Below are 14,078 nucleotides of genomic sequence, written 5' to 3'. Positions count from 1 at the left end.
CGCCGCAGCCTGAATTGTCTGGTTAATGTGCCGTCCTTCCCTTGTGTGCAGAGTTTGCACCGGGAGAGTGGCAATGTGGCTGGATCACAGCGAAGCGCAGGTTGCAAAACCTTGGAATCCGCAGGCGCAGCGGGCCCCGGTTGTCGCCAAGTATCGGCGAGGTATTCTGCGCGCCAAGGTTAACGTGCGCAAGCTCTCGCGCTTTGCAGCCTCAATTGAATGCCTGGAATGCCCGCGTGCCGGATCGCTGGTTTGGATCACGCTGCCCGGCCTCGAAGCGCGTTCGGCCACCGTTGAGGCGAGCGAAGGCTTCGTCACGCACGTCCGCTTTTCTGAACCGTTTCATCCAGCTGTGCTGGACGCATTTCTGGGTGGCAGCATTGCCAGCGTACATTGACCGATCCAGCAGGGAGAACCCTGCATAGTCGGCTTTGGCTTGTTTGTCTGGAATTCGCTGTTTGCGGCCAACCACCTGAAGAATGGTGGAAAATGGCTCCCTGAGTAGGATATTGACGGATCGTGTAAGCATATGCTTTTCCTTGCGATCTTCTGTTCTTCGTTGTCTTTAGGCCCCCATGAGGCCCCTCTTTGGGCGCGCTAAGCCCCCTTGTTTTGCGCGCGGGCGCGGCGGGCTAGGTCAGCCGGGGCCGTTCTGCAGGCGCTCGATCTTCCAGGCTTCGACTTCGCGCTCCGTCCAGACCACACGGGCGCGGCCGCGCGTGAGCGGTTTGCCTTCAGGAAATTCGCCAGCGGCGATCAGCCGGTAAACCGTCGCGCGATGCAGCGAGAGTTCGTGCGCGACGTCCTTCATCTTGAGAAGTCGCCCTGGTCCGGCTGATGGTTGGGTGATGCTCGCCTGCGTCATGCGGCTTGTGCTCCATCGTCGTGGTCGGCCGCAGATTCAGCGTAGCAGTCTGTCACCGCGCGCACGGCAGCACGGTTGCGGTGGATGGCGTTGGTTGCGACGACGTGGGCGATCTCTTCTGCCCATTCGGCCTGGCTGAGGCCGCTGATGACCACCTCAAGCAGGTCGTCATCTTTCGTGGTCAGTTTGAGTTCTGCGATTGTGCCGACGATGCCGGGAAAAATCGTGCCCGCATAGCGAAGCACTTCGCCATCATATGCCCGGCCGATCAGGCGCAAGGCGCGGCCGACAATCCCCCCGCCATGTGTCTTGTACGCCTTTTTGATGTAGGAAATGTTCGACAGCATTCCCGGCTTCCACGCAGTGAAGTTTGAGTGCGGAGCAACCGACAGACCGGCCCTTTGGAGCAAATGCGCGATGGCCAACGCGTCGTCGTCAAGACCGCTGGAGACAGCTGCGCGGAAAAGATCGAGAGCGCCAAGTGGGCGGCGCTGCTGATTGAGCTTCCCGAAGGCACGCGCTTCTTCGGCAACGCTTCCGAAATCATAAATCGAGCAAGGAAGATCGTAGAGATCGCGTCGAATGCGGGCAGCCGACAGGCGGTGCTGGCCGTCGACTACATAGAGCGCGCCATCGATGCGCCGCGAAACGATCAGGAGTTGAAACAGGGACCAGTCCCATTCCTTTGCGATCTTGACGATCAGCGAGCGGCTGGACCCGTTGTTAATCGAACGCTGATAGGTCTCATCCACCTTCAGCTCGCCTATCATGCAGTTCATCAGCGTGGGACGCCGACCACGGATCGGGTTGAGCTTCAGCCGGGCGTTTGACGTTGTTCCGGTGCGAGAGGAATTGCGCACATTCATGACGCGAGGCTCCTTTCCGACGTGCTGAATTCAGGGAGGGGGTGGGGGACGAAGGCGAACGTGAAGGCGATGACGGCTGGATCTGCCTTCCATTCGAGCCGACGGAATGCGGTGATGCCGCCGCCAGCAGAGTTCTTGGCGAGCGACAGATTTTCATTCCAGGACGCGGCGAACTGTTCTGCGCTTGCGAAGCCTTCGGCGGCGATCTCCTCGGTCGAGATCTGTTGCAGGCGTTCGAGCGCGACGTGTGTGACCACGAGGTGGGCGCGATGCCAGCGTTTGGGCATTTCGCGCGCGAAGCGTCTTCGGCCGAGATCTGCGGTAGCGTAATCGGGCAGATCGGCGTGATCGGCGCCGAAGACGGGGGTTGCGCCGCGGTCGAGCGCCTGCGTGGGCGAGATCTGTTCAAACGCACTGGCGAGGAAGAACTGTTCGCGCAGCCACAGGCGATCGCCGGGTTTCAGCGTGGACAAGCGGCCCTGCGGGCGGCGCAGGCGGGTGACCTTTCCGGCGTGGAGCTGCGCGATCGTGGGCGAGACGACGGTGATCGGCTGGTCAGTCATGCCCGCTTCCTGACCGGCTGGGGGAGATCACTCGCGCGGATCAGATGGGCGGCGATGTGCGGAGGCACGTGGCCTTCGATCAGGGCGCGAGGGGTGATCGGGGCTTCGGAGGAAGAAAAGCCCCGGCCCGGGTCAAGCCCGGGCTGACGATGGGGGACGGCCTCGCGGCCTTGGGGATCAAGCCCGGGCTGACGCCCTTCGACCCCTTCGACAGGCTCAGGGTGAGCGGAAGAGGGGTGAGCGGGGGAGGTTTCGGCGAAATAGCCAGGGGCCATCGGCAGGACATCGATGTTTCGGCGGGTGACGGTGAAGGTGTATGCCACCACGCGCGGGTTATCGTCCCATCGGGTGCCGGGTTTGGTGTTCAGCTGGTCCCACAGATCGGCGTAGGCTTCGCGCGGACTGGCGAGCCAAGGCAGATAATCAGCGGCGTGATACGATGAACGGGTTACCGATCGACCATGCGAATCCGTGCCGTCGTCGAAGTCTTCCTCGAGCCCTTCGGCAATGCAATCGTGCTCATTGATATAGAGCAGCTGCTGAACGCGGACATCGGTGATCGTGAGGTACATGCGCGAGGTCCAGCGGGGGGCGATGCGCGAGGGGCGCCAGCGCTGGGGCAGGTTGTCCCAGTCGACGGGGATCTTGCCGAAGGCCTCGAGCACGGCGAAGTAGTCTGGCGCGAAGCAGTAGTGGCTGCCGCCCGCGGCGTAATCGATCCAGCCGGGGCAGGGTTCTGCTTCGTGCGGCCAGCCTTCCGCCGCGTTGGGCGCTATGCGGAAGGTTTCGCGGACGTAGACGCGGTCTCCCACTTTCAGGCGCGGCTGGCGTCCTTCGGGCAGGAGGCGGCGGGTTTGGGTTTTGCGGCCCGCGAGAAGCGCCATCACCATCGGGGTGCTGAAGATCATGCCCCGGATTGAGGAAGAACAGCTGGACCCCGGATCAAGTCCGGGGTGACGAAAGGGAGAGGTGGGCGCGGGATCAGACATTGTACGTCCTTTCCTTGAAGGCTTCGTCGCGGGCGCGGTTGATGGCGCTGGCCGCTTCGGTCGTGCCCCCGGTGTCGGGGTGGGCGGTGCGGATCTTGTCGCGGTAGGCGGCTTCGATTTCGGCGCGGCTGGCGGTGCGGGGGATGCCCAGCACGGTCCACCAGTTGGTGGGTGAGGTCGCATCGGGGGCCGGAAGCGCGGTGAAGCCCTTGAAGGTCTGGCGGACGACGTACAGCCCGCCGTGGCGCATTTCGGTGCGGCGGGCTTCACCGAAGCGTGGAAGGGATCGCCGTGGGCGTTCCAGAAAATGCGGCGGGGTTTGGCCCATTTCAGCGGCTTCTTCAGCCACTCTTCGTTGAGGCGGACCGAGCCGGTCCAGACGTGCTGGCCGTTCGATGCGCGCTTTGTCAGACCCTTTGACGGGTGGTGGGGGCGAGGGGTGTTGCCGGCGCGCATGGCGTAGCAATTGGTGCAGCCGGGGGAGAGGACGGTGCAGCCGCTGATCGCGTTGATGGTGGCGTGGCACCATTCGATTTTGGTTGCGTCACCCATTGGCCGTGCTTTCTGCGGCGGACGGCTGGAACCCATTGGCCGGGCTGACGCCCTTCGACAGGCTCAGGGTGAGCGGGTCAGGCTTGGGGGTGTTCGGGCGCGGTCCGCCTTTCGGCCAGCTGGTGCCGAGGTTGCGATCGGCGATGCGGGACCAGCTGGCAAGCATCAGCGCGCCTTTGTCTGCGGTGCTGGTGCCGGTTACGCCGGCGCAGCGGAACACGTTGGTGCCGTTCACGAAACGAACCGATGCGCCATGGTGTTTGACCATCTGATCGACCTGCTCGGTGACCTCAAGGCCGCGGGCCTGCATGATTTCGAGATGATCGAGCGCATCGGCCAGAGCGAGCCGGGCGAGGACTGTGGTGCGGGTGAGCTTTGCTTCTTCACGCGAAGAAGCTGGACCCCGGGTCAAGCCCGGGGTGACGGGGGAGGGAGAAGTCATAGGGTTGCCCCATCATCGTCGGAATCAAAGCCCAGAAAGGCAGGCGGCTGGAATGCCAGTTCTGGATCTTGCGGCACGAGGGCGCATACGCTGGGCGGGAGTTCGTGGCAGTACTTGGCGCGCATGTTCCACGCGGTGGCGGGGGTGCAGGGGGTGAAGCGGTAGAGCGATGCGCCGCCGAGCAGGATCGGGGGGAGCATCCAGTCTTTGAACAGCGGTTCGATCTGGAGGAATTGCACGCCGAAGCGTTCGACCTGTTCAACGCGGCCAATGAGCGTGGCGTGGCCCAGTTGTTCGACGACAGCGTACAACCCCGGTGGCAGGGTTTCTTCTGAAACTGCGGTTGGGGACAGCCCTTCGACAGGCTCAGGGTGAGCGGGTGTTGGTGCAGCGGTCATAGATGCCTCGCGAATGTGAGGAAGCCGGTGGCGAAAGTTAGGATCGCGAACAGAGCAGAGAGGAAGAGCGCACCGACCACCGCAGCGGCGAAGATGCCGACGATGGCCTCTGCGGCGCGGCGGACGGTGTTCATCATGCCGACGTGGCCTTCACCAGTTCGGCCAAGATCATCAGCGCTGTGACGCAGGTGGCGAAGGCGGCGGGCACGACGATCAGGGTAGCGAGAAAATCGCGGCCTGCGGGGGTGAGGCGGTTCAACAGAGTTGAGGCGAAGGCCCGGCGCACTTGCGCCTTTGCTGGGAGGCGCTTTGAACGTGTGGGTGCCGGGCCTTCGATCCGAGCCGAGGAAACCAGGGCACGGCGCGGATTAGGTGTGGGGGTTCGTCCTTCGACAGGCTCAGGATGAGCGGACAAACGGAACATCATGCGTCCTCCCGTTCGCGCACCGGCTGGCGCGCCAGGCGGTGGTGGAGGTCTTTCAGGAAGGTGCTGTCTGCGGCTTCGGCCTTGTCGGCGACGGGTTGGATTTTGCGGAAACAGGCGGCTTCCCACCATCCGGGCAGGCCACGTAGTGCCAGAAAGACGATTTCTCCACGCATCGGATGGCTGGACATCATCACCCGGTTGACGATGTGAACATCGCCTTTTGCGGGTCCGGGGGCGGCAACAACGCCAGAGCGACGCATCACGATCCAATCGTTGGTCACGATGCATTCGGCGATGTCGCCTGCCTGCCACGATTTGTCTTCGGGGCGCGGGCCTTCGACAGGCTCAGGGTGAGTGGACTTTGGTGGCGCGCTGGGTGTCCGGCCGAGGACGCGGTTGATGGCGCGGCGAAGGAAGCCTTGGCCCGTGTCAAGCACGGGCTGACGATTAGGGGAGGGGTGAGCGGGCTGGGGTGCCATCAGTCGATCCCCAGCGCGTTTTTGTAGGTTTCGAGGACCGCTTCCATTTCGCGGCGATCGTCGGGCTTCATTTTGCGAAGCCGGATGATTTCGCGCATGATCTTGGCGTCGAAGCCCTTGGCTTTGTATTCGGAATAGACATCCTTGATGTCGTCACCGATCCCCTTCTTCTCTTCCTCAAGCCGCTCGATGCGTTCGATGCCGAGGCGAAGATCCTCATTGCTGCTGTTGTGTCCGGCGTCAGCCATGTGCCGGTGCCCCGGTGATCAGGAGGGCGAGGATCAGGGCGACGCAGCTGAGGCCGAGGGCGCCTGCGAGGAAGCGGATGCGGGCGTGGGCGCGTTCGGCATTCCACGGGAGTGGTGCGGGGGTGTGGGGTTCGGCTTCAGCCTGAAGTGCTTCGGCAAGCGGCAGTGGCGCATCGTAATCAGGCAGAAGCGCGCGTTGCAATGTGGAGCGTTCGTAGTCTGACATGGCGAATTGATTCCGGCAGCAGGAAACCGCCACCGGAAGCGCGATTGGCGACCAGAGCGGTTGTTTGTTTCGGTGTTTGTTTGTGGTTCGATCCTTCGACAGGCTCAGGATGAGCGGGCCGGGGTAAGCGGATCGATGCTATTTCCGCTGGAGAGGCGGCGCGGTTGACCGGTGCCCAGCTTCACCGGAATCGGGGAAGGGGGCGGGGAGGCCTAGCATCAGGCGGGCGCGGGTGAGGACGCCGATGGCTTCTTCAACCTCGCGCAGCGCTTCGCGGCGCTGGGCGGGGGTGGCGCCGGGTTGGGCCGAGAGGACCACGGCAGAGCCTGCCTGCCCGCATTCAAGAATGACTTCGGCGGCATAGCGGCCAAGGGCCACTTCATCGGCAAACCACGTGCCGCCTTCGATCTGCAGCTGGTGTGCAAACATTTCGAAAATGGGCGCACCATCGCCACCGGCGGCGCGATAGGCGAGATCGAGCATGATCGCATCATCGACCGGGATCTTCTCACGCCGGTCAGGATCGCCCCAGGCGCGGACAAGCGTGGTGGAGCGGCCCGTGACCGACGCGATATCATCCCAGCCGCATTCAAGCTGCCCGGCAATGCGGGCCAGCGCGGCATCGATGGAAAGGGGAGGGCGGCGCTTGGTCATGCGCCGCCCTCACAGTGGCCAGCCGTGTTCCCGGGTGTTGGGAGGTCGTTTGGGCTGGGGGATGCTTCGACAGGCTCAGCATGAGCGGGGGTTGCGATAAAACGCCGTGCTTTTTCAAGCACATGGGGGCTGATTGTTCCATTACGGACGGAACCCATGATGATCATGCGGCTCCTCCTGACATGGATGTGGAAATGGGTGGGTGCCCGGCATGAACCTTGGAGGGCATCCCTGCCGGGCCAGCACCAGCCGCACTGGCCAAAATGGCTGTGGACTGCGGCGGCGCTGTATCGGTTTCGATGGGGTAGATGTCCGGGCGCAGATCGTGGCGGGAAACGCCTGTTGCCTGCTCAACCTTCAGGACGTGTTCTGCAGGAAGGCGACGCTGCCGATGCAGCCAACGCCAAACAGAAGGCTGCTTCACCCCACACAGGCGCGCCATGCGATCCTGTGAACCCATCAGGTTCACCGCAACCTTCAATGCCGAGTCGGGGGAGCGAGCCTCTGTCATGGGGCACACTAATACCTGTGGGTATTCTTGAGTCAATACCTATACGGTTAGAGCGCTCAATACGCTTGGGTATTACAAGCCAGCTATGATAATCGGGACTCGCGTTGCTGCCTTGATGAGGGACAGAGGCCTTACACAGGCCGAATTGGCGCGGCGCGTGGGGGTGAAGCAACCCACCATTTTCAAATTGATACACGACAATAAGACCGGTTCTGCCCACCTTCATAAGGTAGCTCGGGAACTGGGAACAACGCCTGCATACCTCGCTGGCGAAACAGATGATCCCGATTCGACACTGCCCGACGAGCCAGATTTGTCAGCCGAAGAGCGGGCCGTTGTGGATTGTCTGCGCCAGATTGCGCCGAAAGATCGCGCCGCATTGATCCAGCTTGCCCGGACACTGGCGACCATCGGCAATCCCGAACCGCCACCAACGGTGAAGAAGTACGTGGCCTCTACCGAGACACTTCATGCACCGCGTGTGAGCTACAGGGGGCAGTGATGAGCAGGGACGAAACGAACGAAAAGTATCCGCCACAAGTCAGTGGATTAGCTGCAGATTTTCTGCAGCTGATTGTGGCCCAATCCGATGTCAATCTCAAGATCGTGAAAATGATTGCCAAATTGCGGGCGAGTGAGCCGATCACCTACGACAGCTTCATGGCTTTGCTTGAGACCTCCCAAGCTGTTCTTTCACAAGCTAACTCCGTTAGAAATAAAATCGTGACGCAGGAGCAAATCGATGGGGAATGAGGATCGACTGAAAATCGTTCGGTCGACAGACCAGCCTATCGCGTCCATGAACGCGGAGTACGAAGAAGTTTTGCGCAAAGCCGCCAGCAACGGCGGTGGTGGTAGCGGAGGATCGGCTTTGGAAACGCGGATAACGAAGATCGAAGACAATCTAAATGCTTTCCGGCTTGAGACTACAAAGTCGCTTGGCGACATACGCTATGAGACGGCAAAGTCACTTGGCGATATGCGGTTTGAGACGGCAAAGTCGCTTGGCGATATGCGGTTTGAGACGGCAAAGTCGTTTGCCGAGATGCGGTCTGAGACAGCAACGTCGTTTGCCGAGATGCGGTCTGAGACGGCAAAGTCGTTTGCCGAGATGCGGTCTGAGACGGCAACGTCGTTTGCCGAGATGCGGCTTGAGAATGCCCAATCTTTTGGTGAGATCAAAGGCACGCTGTTGGCCATCGAGGAGCGCAGCAAACATCTGCCGACGCGCTGGGAAACCTTCACGCTGCTCACAGCGTTTGTGGGTTTTGTGGCAGTAATTGTGGGTATTACTGCCCGTTTCATCCCATAGAAGCGGCCAGATTTCCCGCAATTGAACGATATAGTTCAGCCATTGCTGATATCGTAGCGGGCAAAGCCAAATTGAAATGGGCGCCGGGAATGTGATCCTGCGCACCGACTGATTTGACCGGAGCAAGATAGCCTCAGAATCAAGGATTTGCAGAGCTGGGGGCAGCGATGATCGAAGGCTTTGTGAAGGGCGCTATTACCTGGCTGACGGGGTGGGAGTTCAAGGAACTGCCCCCTTCAGAACCGCGCTCTTCTGAACCAGCGCCTGCGGCATCACCCGTTGTGGAAGTGGCCGCTGCGGAACCCGCCGCCGTCCCAAAGGCCCAAAGGAAGGCCAAAGCCGCGCCGCCAGTGCCCAAAGTGGCCGAAATTGCCAGTGAACCGCTGGTTGTCGCCCCGGCTGCCATACTGGCAGAAGATGCCATATCGGAGCCTGAACCGGCCAAAACACCCCGAAAATACACGAAACGAGCCAAGCCAGCGCCGATTGTTGAGGCGATTGAGCCAGCACCGGAGCCTGAGGTAGTCGTTCCGGTGGTGGGGCCGGTGGTGGGGCCGGTGGTGGAGCCAGTGGCGGTGGAAGAGCCTGCCGCGATTGTGCCAGCGGCGCAGGCCGAGACGCCCAAACGCCCGAGGAAAGCCCCTGCCAAGGCCAAGGCGGGCGCAGATGGCCCGGCGATTGTGCCTGATTTCTCTGGCATCGATGCGCCGCCCCGGTTTGTGGCGCTGGACGTGGAAACCGCCAACCCGCGTTACCACAGCATCTGTCAGATCGGCGTGGTGCTGTTTGAAAACGGGCGGGAAGTGGCAGCGGAAAAGGTGCTGGTGAACCCACGCGAGGAATTTGGCGAGTGGCAGATGCGCGTTCACAGCATCCGGCCCGATCACGTGGCCGACGCGCCATGCTTTGCCGAGCACCACGAATGGCTGTGCCGGTGGACCAAGGGCGAGATCGTGGTGAGCCATTCCGGCTTTGACCCTTCGGCCATAGCAATGGCCTGTGGCGTGCATGGCGTGGCCGAACCGGACTGCCAGTGGATCGACAGCCGCGACATGGCGCGCGGCGCATGGCCGGGCCTGAAAAGCTATACCCTGCCCAATCTGGCGAAGGCGCTGAACATTACCTATGCCGCGCACGATGCGCTGGAAGATGCGCGGGCCTGTGGGCTGCTGTTCCTGCATTCCATTGCAGGCACGCCGATAGCGGCGGTGGCAGTTGGTGCGGGGGGCGGCGCAGAAGCGAGTAAATCCGGGCGTTGGCCGGGGAAGCTGCGCCGGGCAGGATCCGGCGCGGGCGCTCTGCTGGGCGAAACGGTGGTTTTCACCAACGACTTTGCAGCGGGCAAAGAGGCCGTGGCGGCGATGGCAGCAGCTGCAGGTGCCGATGTTGAGGACGGCGTTAACAAGCGCACCACGATGGTTGTTGTCGGCACCCGCAACGCGCTGCCGGGATGGCAGGCCAAGAGCAACAAGCACCTGAAAGCCGAAAAGATGTTCGATCAGGGCCATTCCATCCGAATTGTGGATGTTGACGATTTTATGGCGATGGCGGCGACGCAGTGAGCAACTGGTCCGGCATCATCGGTGTTATCGTTGCGCTGGTCATCCTGCTGGCGGCATTGCTGTTATCGCGGCTGTTCTTTGAGCGCGGTCGGAAATGGCGGCTTTCAAACGGTGCCCAAACTATACAGGCAGAGATCGTCGATGCTGAATTTTGGGCAGCGGTTGATGCCTCCGATCTATCCTTTGCCAAGGAGGATTACCTTGTCTGCCGTGTTCGAATGGATCAGTGGCTGATACCAAGTGGTCTGCGAACAGAATATCTCATCTTGGAGGTGATCGAGCATCTTTCGCCGCCTAAGCAAGTTCCGTTGCTCTGACTCGATGTGAGTCACGCAGTGGGCGTCTGTTGCGAGACAAATTGATGGCACAACATTCGATTCCTACTATGTTCCGTTCATGCAGGGCGTGAGTAATCTGAACGACATTGATGCGCCGGACCTGCGGCTGACGCCGAGCATGGCCAGCCTGCGCCTGCTGGTGCTGCGCTTTGTGCGGGATTACCTGCGCACCTGGGGGGCATCGCCCAGTTATGGCGAGATTGCGGCGGGGCTGAACACCAATCGCACGCGGGTGCGCAAGGCGGTGCGCAGTTTGGCCAATGACGGGTTGCTTTTGCGATGTGCCGGGCCGCGTGGGTTGGCGCTGCCGGATGAACTGCAAGGTGCGGTCAAGCTGCTGGCGGCGCATGGGTTTCAGGTCAATCCGCCGCGCGCCGAAAGCGTCACAGATTTGGCCCTGATCGACGAGCCGGTGCTGGACTATGTTCCTTTGCAACAGAAGGAACCTTTGCGTGGTGAAGAAGCAGGCCGGGGCGAAGAAGCGGGTAAAGGGCGAGGCGGAGGCGAAATCGCCCGTCGAGCTGGCGCAGCACAGGGCATGGGCACGGCGCCATCCAGCCCGAGCGGCTGAAGAACGCGCGCTGCGGATTGAGCGGCGCGATCTGATCGGACGCTATCCCGCCACCTGTGCCGCAACGCCCGAAACCCGCGAGCATGTGCGCGGCAAGCGCCAAGGGGCATTGGCGCGGCTTTACGCATCAGGCGCCATCAGCATCGAGCAGCTGGGCGCGGCATTGGAAATTGCCGCAGTCGTCGAGCGGATCGGCAGTGACGTGACGGTGCGCACGGTGAGCCTGGAGACGCGGGTGGACCAGTCCATGTGCGGCGATGGCGGCTTTTTCGAGGCGCTGGGGCAGGTGCGGCGCGAGGTGGCCTATGGCCGGTGGCGGGCGGCTTTGCCTGACCTATTGGCGGGTGCGCCGGTGGCGGCGGTGCTGCAGCTGATCGTGGAGGACGTGGGCGTGACCGTGGTGACGCGGGCGCATCGGATGCATGTGCGGCGGGTGCGCAAGATCCTGTCCGATGCGCTGGATGCGTGGCCTGCGCACCTGTGGGATGCGGTGCGGGAGGTGGATGAGGCGACGTTGATGGCGGCGCAATCTGGGTTGCTGTAAGCGTTCCCGCTTCCAGTGGGGCGGGGTTGCTGTAAGCGTTCCCGCTTGCCTCTCAGGCATTTGGGGCCGGGGTTGCTGTAAGCGTTCGATCCTTCGATCCTTCGACAGGCTCAGGATGAGCGGAACGGGGTGAGTGGAGAAAGAAGGCAGCCCCGGCCCGGATCAAGTCAGGGCTGACGATTTTTGCGTGTCACGATCAGGTCCGCGCCTACGACGATTTGTTGGGCGGTGATTGGTTGGGTGCATTTTTGTGCTTGCGGCGAATCGCAATGTCCTATATAGGACATTCATCAGGCAAGGGAATTGATCCCGGCCAGAACAAGGGCAAGGAGGCCCGGTTATCATGAACGTAGCAACCGAACCGCAGATCGCATTCATCAACAGCCTGGCAGCCCGCATCCTTGCGGTTGATGTGTCCAAGCTGCCCACTAAAGCCAAAGCTGCCGTTGGGTTCAAATATAACCCGCAGGTCAATGCCCGCGATGCACAGGCGCAGGCTGCTGAAAAGCTGGCACAGATCGCTGCCGGCCAGCTGACCAAGATCGGCGCTTCGAACGCTATTGAAGCGCTTAAGGTTGCGGCTCGCCGCGCCGGTCTGTGAGAGGGGTGATTACCATGTTCGATATTCAGACACTGATCGCCGCCCAGCAAGACAAGATGCAAGAGTATCATCGCGCTATGGCGCAGCGGCCCGAAGGTTGTCCGCGGGCCGCATGGCTGGCGCAGCGCGGCGTGACCAACATTGCATGGTCTGCCCGCGATACTGAACGCCGCAGCGCACCAGTGCGGCAGCTGCTTCTTGGCTTTGACGGATATGACGTGATGGTGCTGACCGCAGCCGGACGCAGTGTAGAGATTTTCAACCTGAAGGCTGCCGACGCACAGGCGCGTCTGGCGCGGTATGTCTGATCATCTCGCCATGAAGCGCAAGAGGAAGCCGGGTGCGGGTCGTAAGCCCGACCCGGCGATCGCCGCGCGCAACATCTGCATTGTGCAACGCTATTCAGATGGTGGGACCTTGGCCGAATGTGCATTGGATTTTGACGTTTCAATCCGCATGGTGCGTAAAGTTCTGGAAGCGGCAGAAGTGGAGACCCGGCCACGTGGCGGGCGCATGATTGATCCAGTTGACGTTGATCCGAGCGCCCAGCGCGCGCGAAAGAAGCGGCGCGCCGAATACAACAAAAAAAAGCTGGCTGAATGGTTGGCCATTCCGGAAAATCTTCATTCGCGGCGGCAGTACATGGCGGCCTATATGGCTGCGCGTCAGCGTGATCCGGCCAAGGCCGACATGATCCGCCGCACCAATATTGAATATCGCAGGAACCTTGCCCTGCGCCGGTTTGGCGCAGAGGCCAGTGTGATCAACGGAGATGATGATGACAAATGACCTGTCTCCGGCGGCGCGCCCCGGCAGCGTTGCGCTGGGCAACATGACAATTGAAGAATTGCGGGCCGAACTGGCCAAATCGCTTTCGATCACAGCAGCCCACATGCAGCATCTTGCGGCGATCTGGCGCGAGCTTGAGCGCCGCGGCGAAGATCTGTCAGATCTTAAATCCGGCCTTTGGTCCTTCATGCCGCTGATTGCACGAGGCGATCTGAAAGCTGAACTGGTGGTAAAATATGCTGGTTACACCACTCTTCTGCGCCGCCTGGCCACCTTGCCGCTGGCCGAGCAGGAGAACCTTCTGGTGGACGACGTGGTGACTGTGATCGAGCATGTGAACGGCGCGTGGGTTGAGCACCGCAAGGCCCTGCGCGATCTGCGATCGACCGAGGCCCTGCAGGTTATCAACGAACGGATATTGCCGCCCGCCGAACAGAAACGCAGGGCGCTTAGCATCACGCAGCGTTCGCCCCGAAAGGTGGCAGACAAAATTGTGCTTCAGGCGCAGAAGCTGAAATTAGACACTACTGCCCCGCATAAAACGATTTCGGCCACTATTACTGAAGATGAAGCCGCAGCGCTTAGTGCTGCGGCACAGGATGCTGGCGTTTCTGTATCCCGAATAGTGCGCGCGGCGCTGGATGTTTCAGGGCTTTTCAAGAAGGTTGATTTGTAATGACCCGCGAAGAATTCATCTCGAACGCGGTGGCATGGCATGGTTCTGTCATTGGTTGGCAGTCGACCCTATCGCGGGCGCTTGACGTGGATCAGCGGACCATCCGCCGCGCGGTGAAGGATGGGCCGACCGACAATGTGGCTGCCGCGCTGCTGGGTCTGCTGGGCGATGGGGTGCCGGTGCGGGTGCCCGCAGAATGGATCTGCGGCGATGGATCGGATGGTGGTGAGTATCTGGTCCACACCATGTCACCTCGATTCCTGTGTCTGGTGTTGACAGAGGATGCCTGGCAGGCGTTCGAGCACCAGAGCGAAGGCGATTATCAGGTGGGTGACAGCGTGCTTTGTGCGTTCCAGTGGATCGACCGCAGACCCGACAACATCGCGATGTGGATGGAACGCGCGGCTGATGCGCTTGAGGGGTTTGCCTGAGCGTCACAAAATAGACCCTGCCGAAGTGGCCACG

The 14,078-nt window shown here is 61.4% G+C and carries 27 protein-coding genes and 1 pseudogene; 13 read left to right on the top strand and 15 right to left on the bottom strand.

What is annotated here, in order from left to right:
- Positions 1–73: 73 nt before the first annotated feature.
- Positions 74–397, top strand: a complete 324-nt coding sequence (locus B7X90_RS01980; RefSeq protein ID WP_292621205.1) for a PilZ domain-containing protein — start codon at positions 74–76, stop codon at positions 395–397.
- Positions 398–637: 240 nt separating this feature from the next.
- Here the strand turns inward: B7X90_RS01980 and B7X90_RS01975 are convergent, their stop codons facing one another.
- The 15 genes and pseudogenes from B7X90_RS01975 to B7X90_RS01910 all read right to left on the bottom strand — a co-directional run bounded on the left by B7X90_RS01975 (position 638) and on the right by B7X90_RS01910 (position 7,220).
- Complete coding sequence (locus B7X90_RS01975) at positions 638–865, bottom strand: AlpA family phage regulatory protein (RefSeq protein ID WP_292621204.1); 228 nt, start codon at positions 863–865, stop codon at positions 638–640.
- A complete protein-coding gene (locus tag B7X90_RS01970; RefSeq protein WP_292621202.1) occupies positions 862–1,731 on the bottom strand; it encodes a DUF6551 family protein in 870 nt (289 codons plus the stop codon). The genes B7X90_RS01975 and B7X90_RS01970 overlap by 4 nt, the downstream gene beginning before the upstream one ends.
- Complete coding sequence (locus B7X90_RS01965) at positions 1,728–2,294, bottom strand: hypothetical protein (RefSeq protein ID WP_292621199.1); 567 nt, start codon at positions 2,292–2,294, stop codon at positions 1,728–1,730. The genes B7X90_RS01970 and B7X90_RS01965 overlap by 4 nt, the downstream gene beginning before the upstream one ends.
- A complete protein-coding gene (locus B7X90_RS01960; protein WP_292621197.1) occupies positions 2,291–3,202 on the bottom strand; it encodes a hypothetical protein in 912 nt (303 codons plus the stop codon). The genes B7X90_RS01965 and B7X90_RS01960 overlap by 4 nt, the downstream gene beginning before the upstream one ends.
- Before the next feature lie 73 nt (positions 3,203–3,275).
- Entirely contained in the window at positions 3,276–3,533 is a 258-nt protein-coding gene (locus tag B7X90_RS01955) for a J domain-containing protein (protein WP_366409652.1), read from the bottom strand.
- Positions 3,534–3,604: 71 nt separating this feature from the next.
- Positions 3,605–3,835: pseudogene (locus B7X90_RS18320) on the bottom strand (DUF5131 family protein); the annotation flags it as partial.
- On the bottom strand, positions 3,828–4,277 hold the full coding sequence (locus B7X90_RS01950; protein WP_292621194.1) for a hypothetical protein: 450 nt from the start codon (positions 4,275–4,277) through the stop codon (positions 3,828–3,830). The gene B7X90_RS01950 and the pseudogene B7X90_RS18320, both read right to left, overlap by 8 nt.
- Positions 4,274–4,675, bottom strand: coding sequence for a hypothetical protein (locus B7X90_RS01945; RefSeq protein ID WP_292621192.1), 402 nt, complete (start codon positions 4,673–4,675; stop codon positions 4,274–4,276). The genes B7X90_RS01950 and B7X90_RS01945 overlap by 4 nt, the downstream gene beginning before the upstream one ends.
- A complete protein-coding gene (locus tag B7X90_RS01940; protein ID WP_292621189.1) occupies positions 4,672–4,812 on the bottom strand; it encodes a hypothetical protein in 141 nt (46 codons plus the stop codon). The genes B7X90_RS01945 and B7X90_RS01940 overlap by 4 nt, the downstream gene beginning before the upstream one ends.
- Positions 4,809–5,099, bottom strand: coding sequence for a hypothetical protein (locus B7X90_RS01935; RefSeq protein WP_292621187.1), 291 nt, complete (start codon positions 5,097–5,099; stop codon positions 4,809–4,811). Before B7X90_RS01935 ends, B7X90_RS01940 begins: the two co-directional genes overlap by 4 nt.
- Positions 5,099–5,581: a hypothetical protein gene (locus B7X90_RS01930; RefSeq protein ID WP_292621185.1), complete on the bottom strand. Its 483-nt coding sequence runs from the start codon at positions 5,579–5,581 to the stop codon at positions 5,099–5,101. Before B7X90_RS01930 ends, B7X90_RS01935 begins: the two co-directional genes overlap by 1 nt.
- On the bottom strand, positions 5,581–5,829 hold the full coding sequence (locus B7X90_RS01925) for a DUF2312 domain-containing protein (RefSeq protein WP_292621183.1): 249 nt from the start codon (positions 5,827–5,829) through the stop codon (positions 5,581–5,583). The genes B7X90_RS01930 and B7X90_RS01925 overlap by 1 nt, the downstream gene beginning before the upstream one ends.
- Positions 5,822–6,055 (bottom strand): hypothetical protein, encoded by a 234-nt coding sequence (locus tag B7X90_RS01920; protein WP_292621180.1) that lies wholly within the window; start codon positions 6,053–6,055, stop codon positions 5,822–5,824. Before B7X90_RS01920 ends, B7X90_RS01925 begins: the two co-directional genes overlap by 8 nt.
- 138 nt (positions 6,056–6,193) lie before the next feature.
- On the bottom strand, positions 6,194–6,709 hold the full coding sequence (locus tag B7X90_RS01915; RefSeq protein WP_292621178.1) for a hypothetical protein: 516 nt from the start codon (positions 6,707–6,709) through the stop codon (positions 6,194–6,196).
- Between the two features lie 163 nt (positions 6,710–6,872).
- A complete protein-coding gene (locus tag B7X90_RS01910; RefSeq protein ID WP_292621177.1) occupies positions 6,873–7,220 on the bottom strand; it encodes a helix-turn-helix domain-containing protein in 348 nt (115 codons plus the stop codon).
- A gap of 85 nt (positions 7,221–7,305) precedes the next feature.
- Between B7X90_RS01910 and B7X90_RS01905 the strand changes: the two genes are divergently transcribed.
- From B7X90_RS01905 to B7X90_RS01850, 12 genes are all read left to right on the top strand, one after another.
- Positions 7,306–7,722 (top strand): helix-turn-helix domain-containing protein, encoded by a 417-nt coding sequence (locus B7X90_RS01905; protein ID WP_366409651.1) that lies wholly within the window; start codon positions 7,306–7,308, stop codon positions 7,720–7,722.
- Positions 7,722–7,973: a hypothetical protein gene (locus B7X90_RS01900; protein WP_292621173.1), complete on the top strand. Its 252-nt coding sequence runs from the start codon at positions 7,722–7,724 to the stop codon at positions 7,971–7,973. The genes B7X90_RS01905 and B7X90_RS01900 overlap by 1 nt, the downstream gene beginning before the upstream one ends.
- A gap of 70 nt (positions 7,974–8,043) precedes the next feature.
- On the top strand, positions 8,044–8,532 hold the full coding sequence (locus tag B7X90_RS01895) for a hypothetical protein (protein WP_292621171.1): 489 nt from the start codon (positions 8,044–8,046) through the stop codon (positions 8,530–8,532).
- Positions 8,533–8,699: 167 nt separating this feature from the next.
- Positions 8,700–10,094, top strand: a complete 1,395-nt coding sequence (locus B7X90_RS01890; RefSeq protein ID WP_292621170.1) for an exonuclease domain-containing protein — start codon at positions 8,700–8,702, stop codon at positions 10,092–10,094.
- Positions 10,091–10,411: a hypothetical protein gene (locus B7X90_RS01885; protein WP_292621169.1), complete on the top strand. Its 321-nt coding sequence runs from the start codon at positions 10,091–10,093 to the stop codon at positions 10,409–10,411. The genes B7X90_RS01890 and B7X90_RS01885 overlap by 4 nt, the downstream gene beginning before the upstream one ends.
- Positions 10,412–10,499: 88 nt before the next feature.
- Positions 10,500–11,003 carry a hypothetical protein gene (locus B7X90_RS01880; protein ID WP_292621167.1) on the top strand — a complete coding sequence of 168 codons (504 nt, stop codon included), beginning with the start codon at positions 10,500–10,502 and terminating at the stop codon, positions 11,001–11,003.
- Positions 10,888–11,547, top strand: a complete 660-nt coding sequence (locus tag B7X90_RS01875; RefSeq protein WP_292621165.1) for a hypothetical protein — start codon at positions 10,888–10,890, stop codon at positions 11,545–11,547. The genes B7X90_RS01880 and B7X90_RS01875 overlap by 116 nt, the downstream gene beginning before the upstream one ends.
- A 343-nt stretch (positions 11,548–11,890) precedes the next feature.
- The gene (locus tag B7X90_RS01870) at positions 11,891–12,148 is read left to right on the top strand and encodes a hypothetical protein (RefSeq protein WP_292621163.1); all 258 of its coding nucleotides are present in this window, start codon (positions 11,891–11,893) and stop codon (positions 12,146–12,148) included.
- 14 nt (positions 12,149–12,162) lie between these two features.
- Entirely contained in the window at positions 12,163–12,456 is a 294-nt protein-coding gene (locus B7X90_RS01865; protein WP_292621160.1) for a hypothetical protein, read from the top strand.
- Positions 12,457–12,466: 10 nt separating this feature from the next.
- The gene (locus B7X90_RS01860) at positions 12,467–12,937 is read left to right on the top strand and encodes a hypothetical protein (protein WP_292621156.1); all 471 of its coding nucleotides are present in this window, start codon (positions 12,467–12,469) and stop codon (positions 12,935–12,937) included.
- Positions 12,938–12,995: 58 nt separating this feature from the next.
- Positions 12,996–13,613, top strand: coding sequence for a hypothetical protein (locus tag B7X90_RS01855; protein ID WP_292621153.1), 618 nt, complete (start codon positions 12,996–12,998; stop codon positions 13,611–13,613).
- Entirely contained in the window at positions 13,613–14,044 is a 432-nt protein-coding gene (locus B7X90_RS01850; RefSeq protein ID WP_292621152.1) for a hypothetical protein, read from the top strand. Before B7X90_RS01855 ends, B7X90_RS01850 begins: the two co-directional genes overlap by 1 nt.
- Positions 14,045–14,078 lie beyond the last annotated feature (34 nt).

It is taken from the genome of Novosphingobium sp. 17-62-19 (genome assembly GCF_002256775.1).
In the GTDB taxonomy this organism is placed as follows: domain Bacteria; phylum Pseudomonadota; class Alphaproteobacteria; order Sphingomonadales; family Sphingomonadaceae; genus Novosphingobium.
The sequence above is the reverse complement of the archived record's forward strand: the minus strand, read 5'-3'. Positions and strand labels throughout refer to the sequence as shown.

Coding starts and splice junctions, on each gene's coding strand:
- B7X90_RS01980 (WP_292621205.1), top strand. CDS start 74: ATGTGGCTGGATCACAGCGAAGCGCAGGTTGCAAAACCTTGGAATCCG.
- B7X90_RS01975 (WP_292621204.1), bottom strand. CDS start 865: ATGACGCAGGCGAGCATCACCCAACCATCAGCCGGACCAGGGCGACTT.
- B7X90_RS01970 (WP_292621202.1), bottom strand. CDS start 1,731: ATGAATGTGCGCAATTCCTCTCGCACCGGAACAACGTCAAACGCCCGG.
- B7X90_RS01965 (WP_292621199.1), bottom strand. CDS start 2,294: ATGACTGACCAGCCGATCACCGTCGTCTCGCCCACGATCGCGCAGCTC.
- B7X90_RS01960 (WP_292621197.1), bottom strand. CDS start 3,202: ATGATCTTCAGCACCCCGATGGTGATGGCGCTTCTCGCGGGCCGCAAA.
- B7X90_RS01955 (WP_366409652.1), bottom strand. CDS start 3,533: ATGCGCCACGGCGGGCTGTACGTCGTCCGCCAGACCTTCAAGGGCTTC.
- B7X90_RS01950 (WP_292621194.1), bottom strand. CDS start 4,277: ATGACTTCTCCCTCCCCCGTCACCCCGGGCTTGACCCGGGGTCCAGCT.
- B7X90_RS01945 (WP_292621192.1), bottom strand. CDS start 4,675: ATGACCGCTGCACCAACACCCGCTCACCCTGAGCCTGTCGAAGGGCTG.
- B7X90_RS01940 (WP_292621189.1), bottom strand. CDS start 4,812: ATGATGAACACCGTCCGCCGCGCCGCAGAGGCCATCGTCGGCATCTTC.
- B7X90_RS01935 (WP_292621187.1), bottom strand. CDS start 5,099: ATGTTCCGTTTGTCCGCTCATCCTGAGCCTGTCGAAGGACGAACCCCC.
- B7X90_RS01930 (WP_292621185.1), bottom strand. CDS start 5,581: ATGGCACCCCAGCCCGCTCACCCCTCCCCTAATCGTCAGCCCGTGCTT.
- B7X90_RS01925 (WP_292621183.1), bottom strand. CDS start 5,829: ATGGCTGACGCCGGACACAACAGCAGCAATGAGGATCTTCGCCTCGGC.
- B7X90_RS01920 (WP_292621180.1), bottom strand. CDS start 6,055: ATGTCAGACTACGAACGCTCCACATTGCAACGCGCGCTTCTGCCTGAT.
- B7X90_RS01915 (WP_292621178.1), bottom strand. CDS start 6,709: ATGACCAAGCGCCGCCCTCCCCTTTCCATCGATGCCGCGCTGGCCCGC.
- B7X90_RS01910 (WP_292621177.1), bottom strand. CDS start 7,220: ATGACAGAGGCTCGCTCCCCCGACTCGGCATTGAAGGTTGCGGTGAAC.
- B7X90_RS01905 (WP_366409651.1), top strand. CDS start 7,306: ATGATAATCGGGACTCGCGTTGCTGCCTTGATGAGGGACAGAGGCCTT.
- B7X90_RS01900 (WP_292621173.1), top strand. CDS start 7,722: ATGAGCAGGGACGAAACGAACGAAAAGTATCCGCCACAAGTCAGTGGA.
- B7X90_RS01890 (WP_292621170.1), top strand. CDS start 8,700: ATGATCGAAGGCTTTGTGAAGGGCGCTATTACCTGGCTGACGGGGTGG.
- B7X90_RS01870 (WP_292621163.1), top strand. CDS start 11,891: ATGAACGTAGCAACCGAACCGCAGATCGCATTCATCAACAGCCTGGCA.
- B7X90_RS01865 (WP_292621160.1), top strand. CDS start 12,163: ATGTTCGATATTCAGACACTGATCGCCGCCCAGCAAGACAAGATGCAA.
- B7X90_RS01860 (WP_292621156.1), top strand. CDS start 12,467: ATGAAGCGCAAGAGGAAGCCGGGTGCGGGTCGTAAGCCCGACCCGGCG.
- B7X90_RS01850 (WP_292621152.1), top strand. CDS start 13,613: ATGACCCGCGAAGAATTCATCTCGAACGCGGTGGCATGGCATGGTTCT.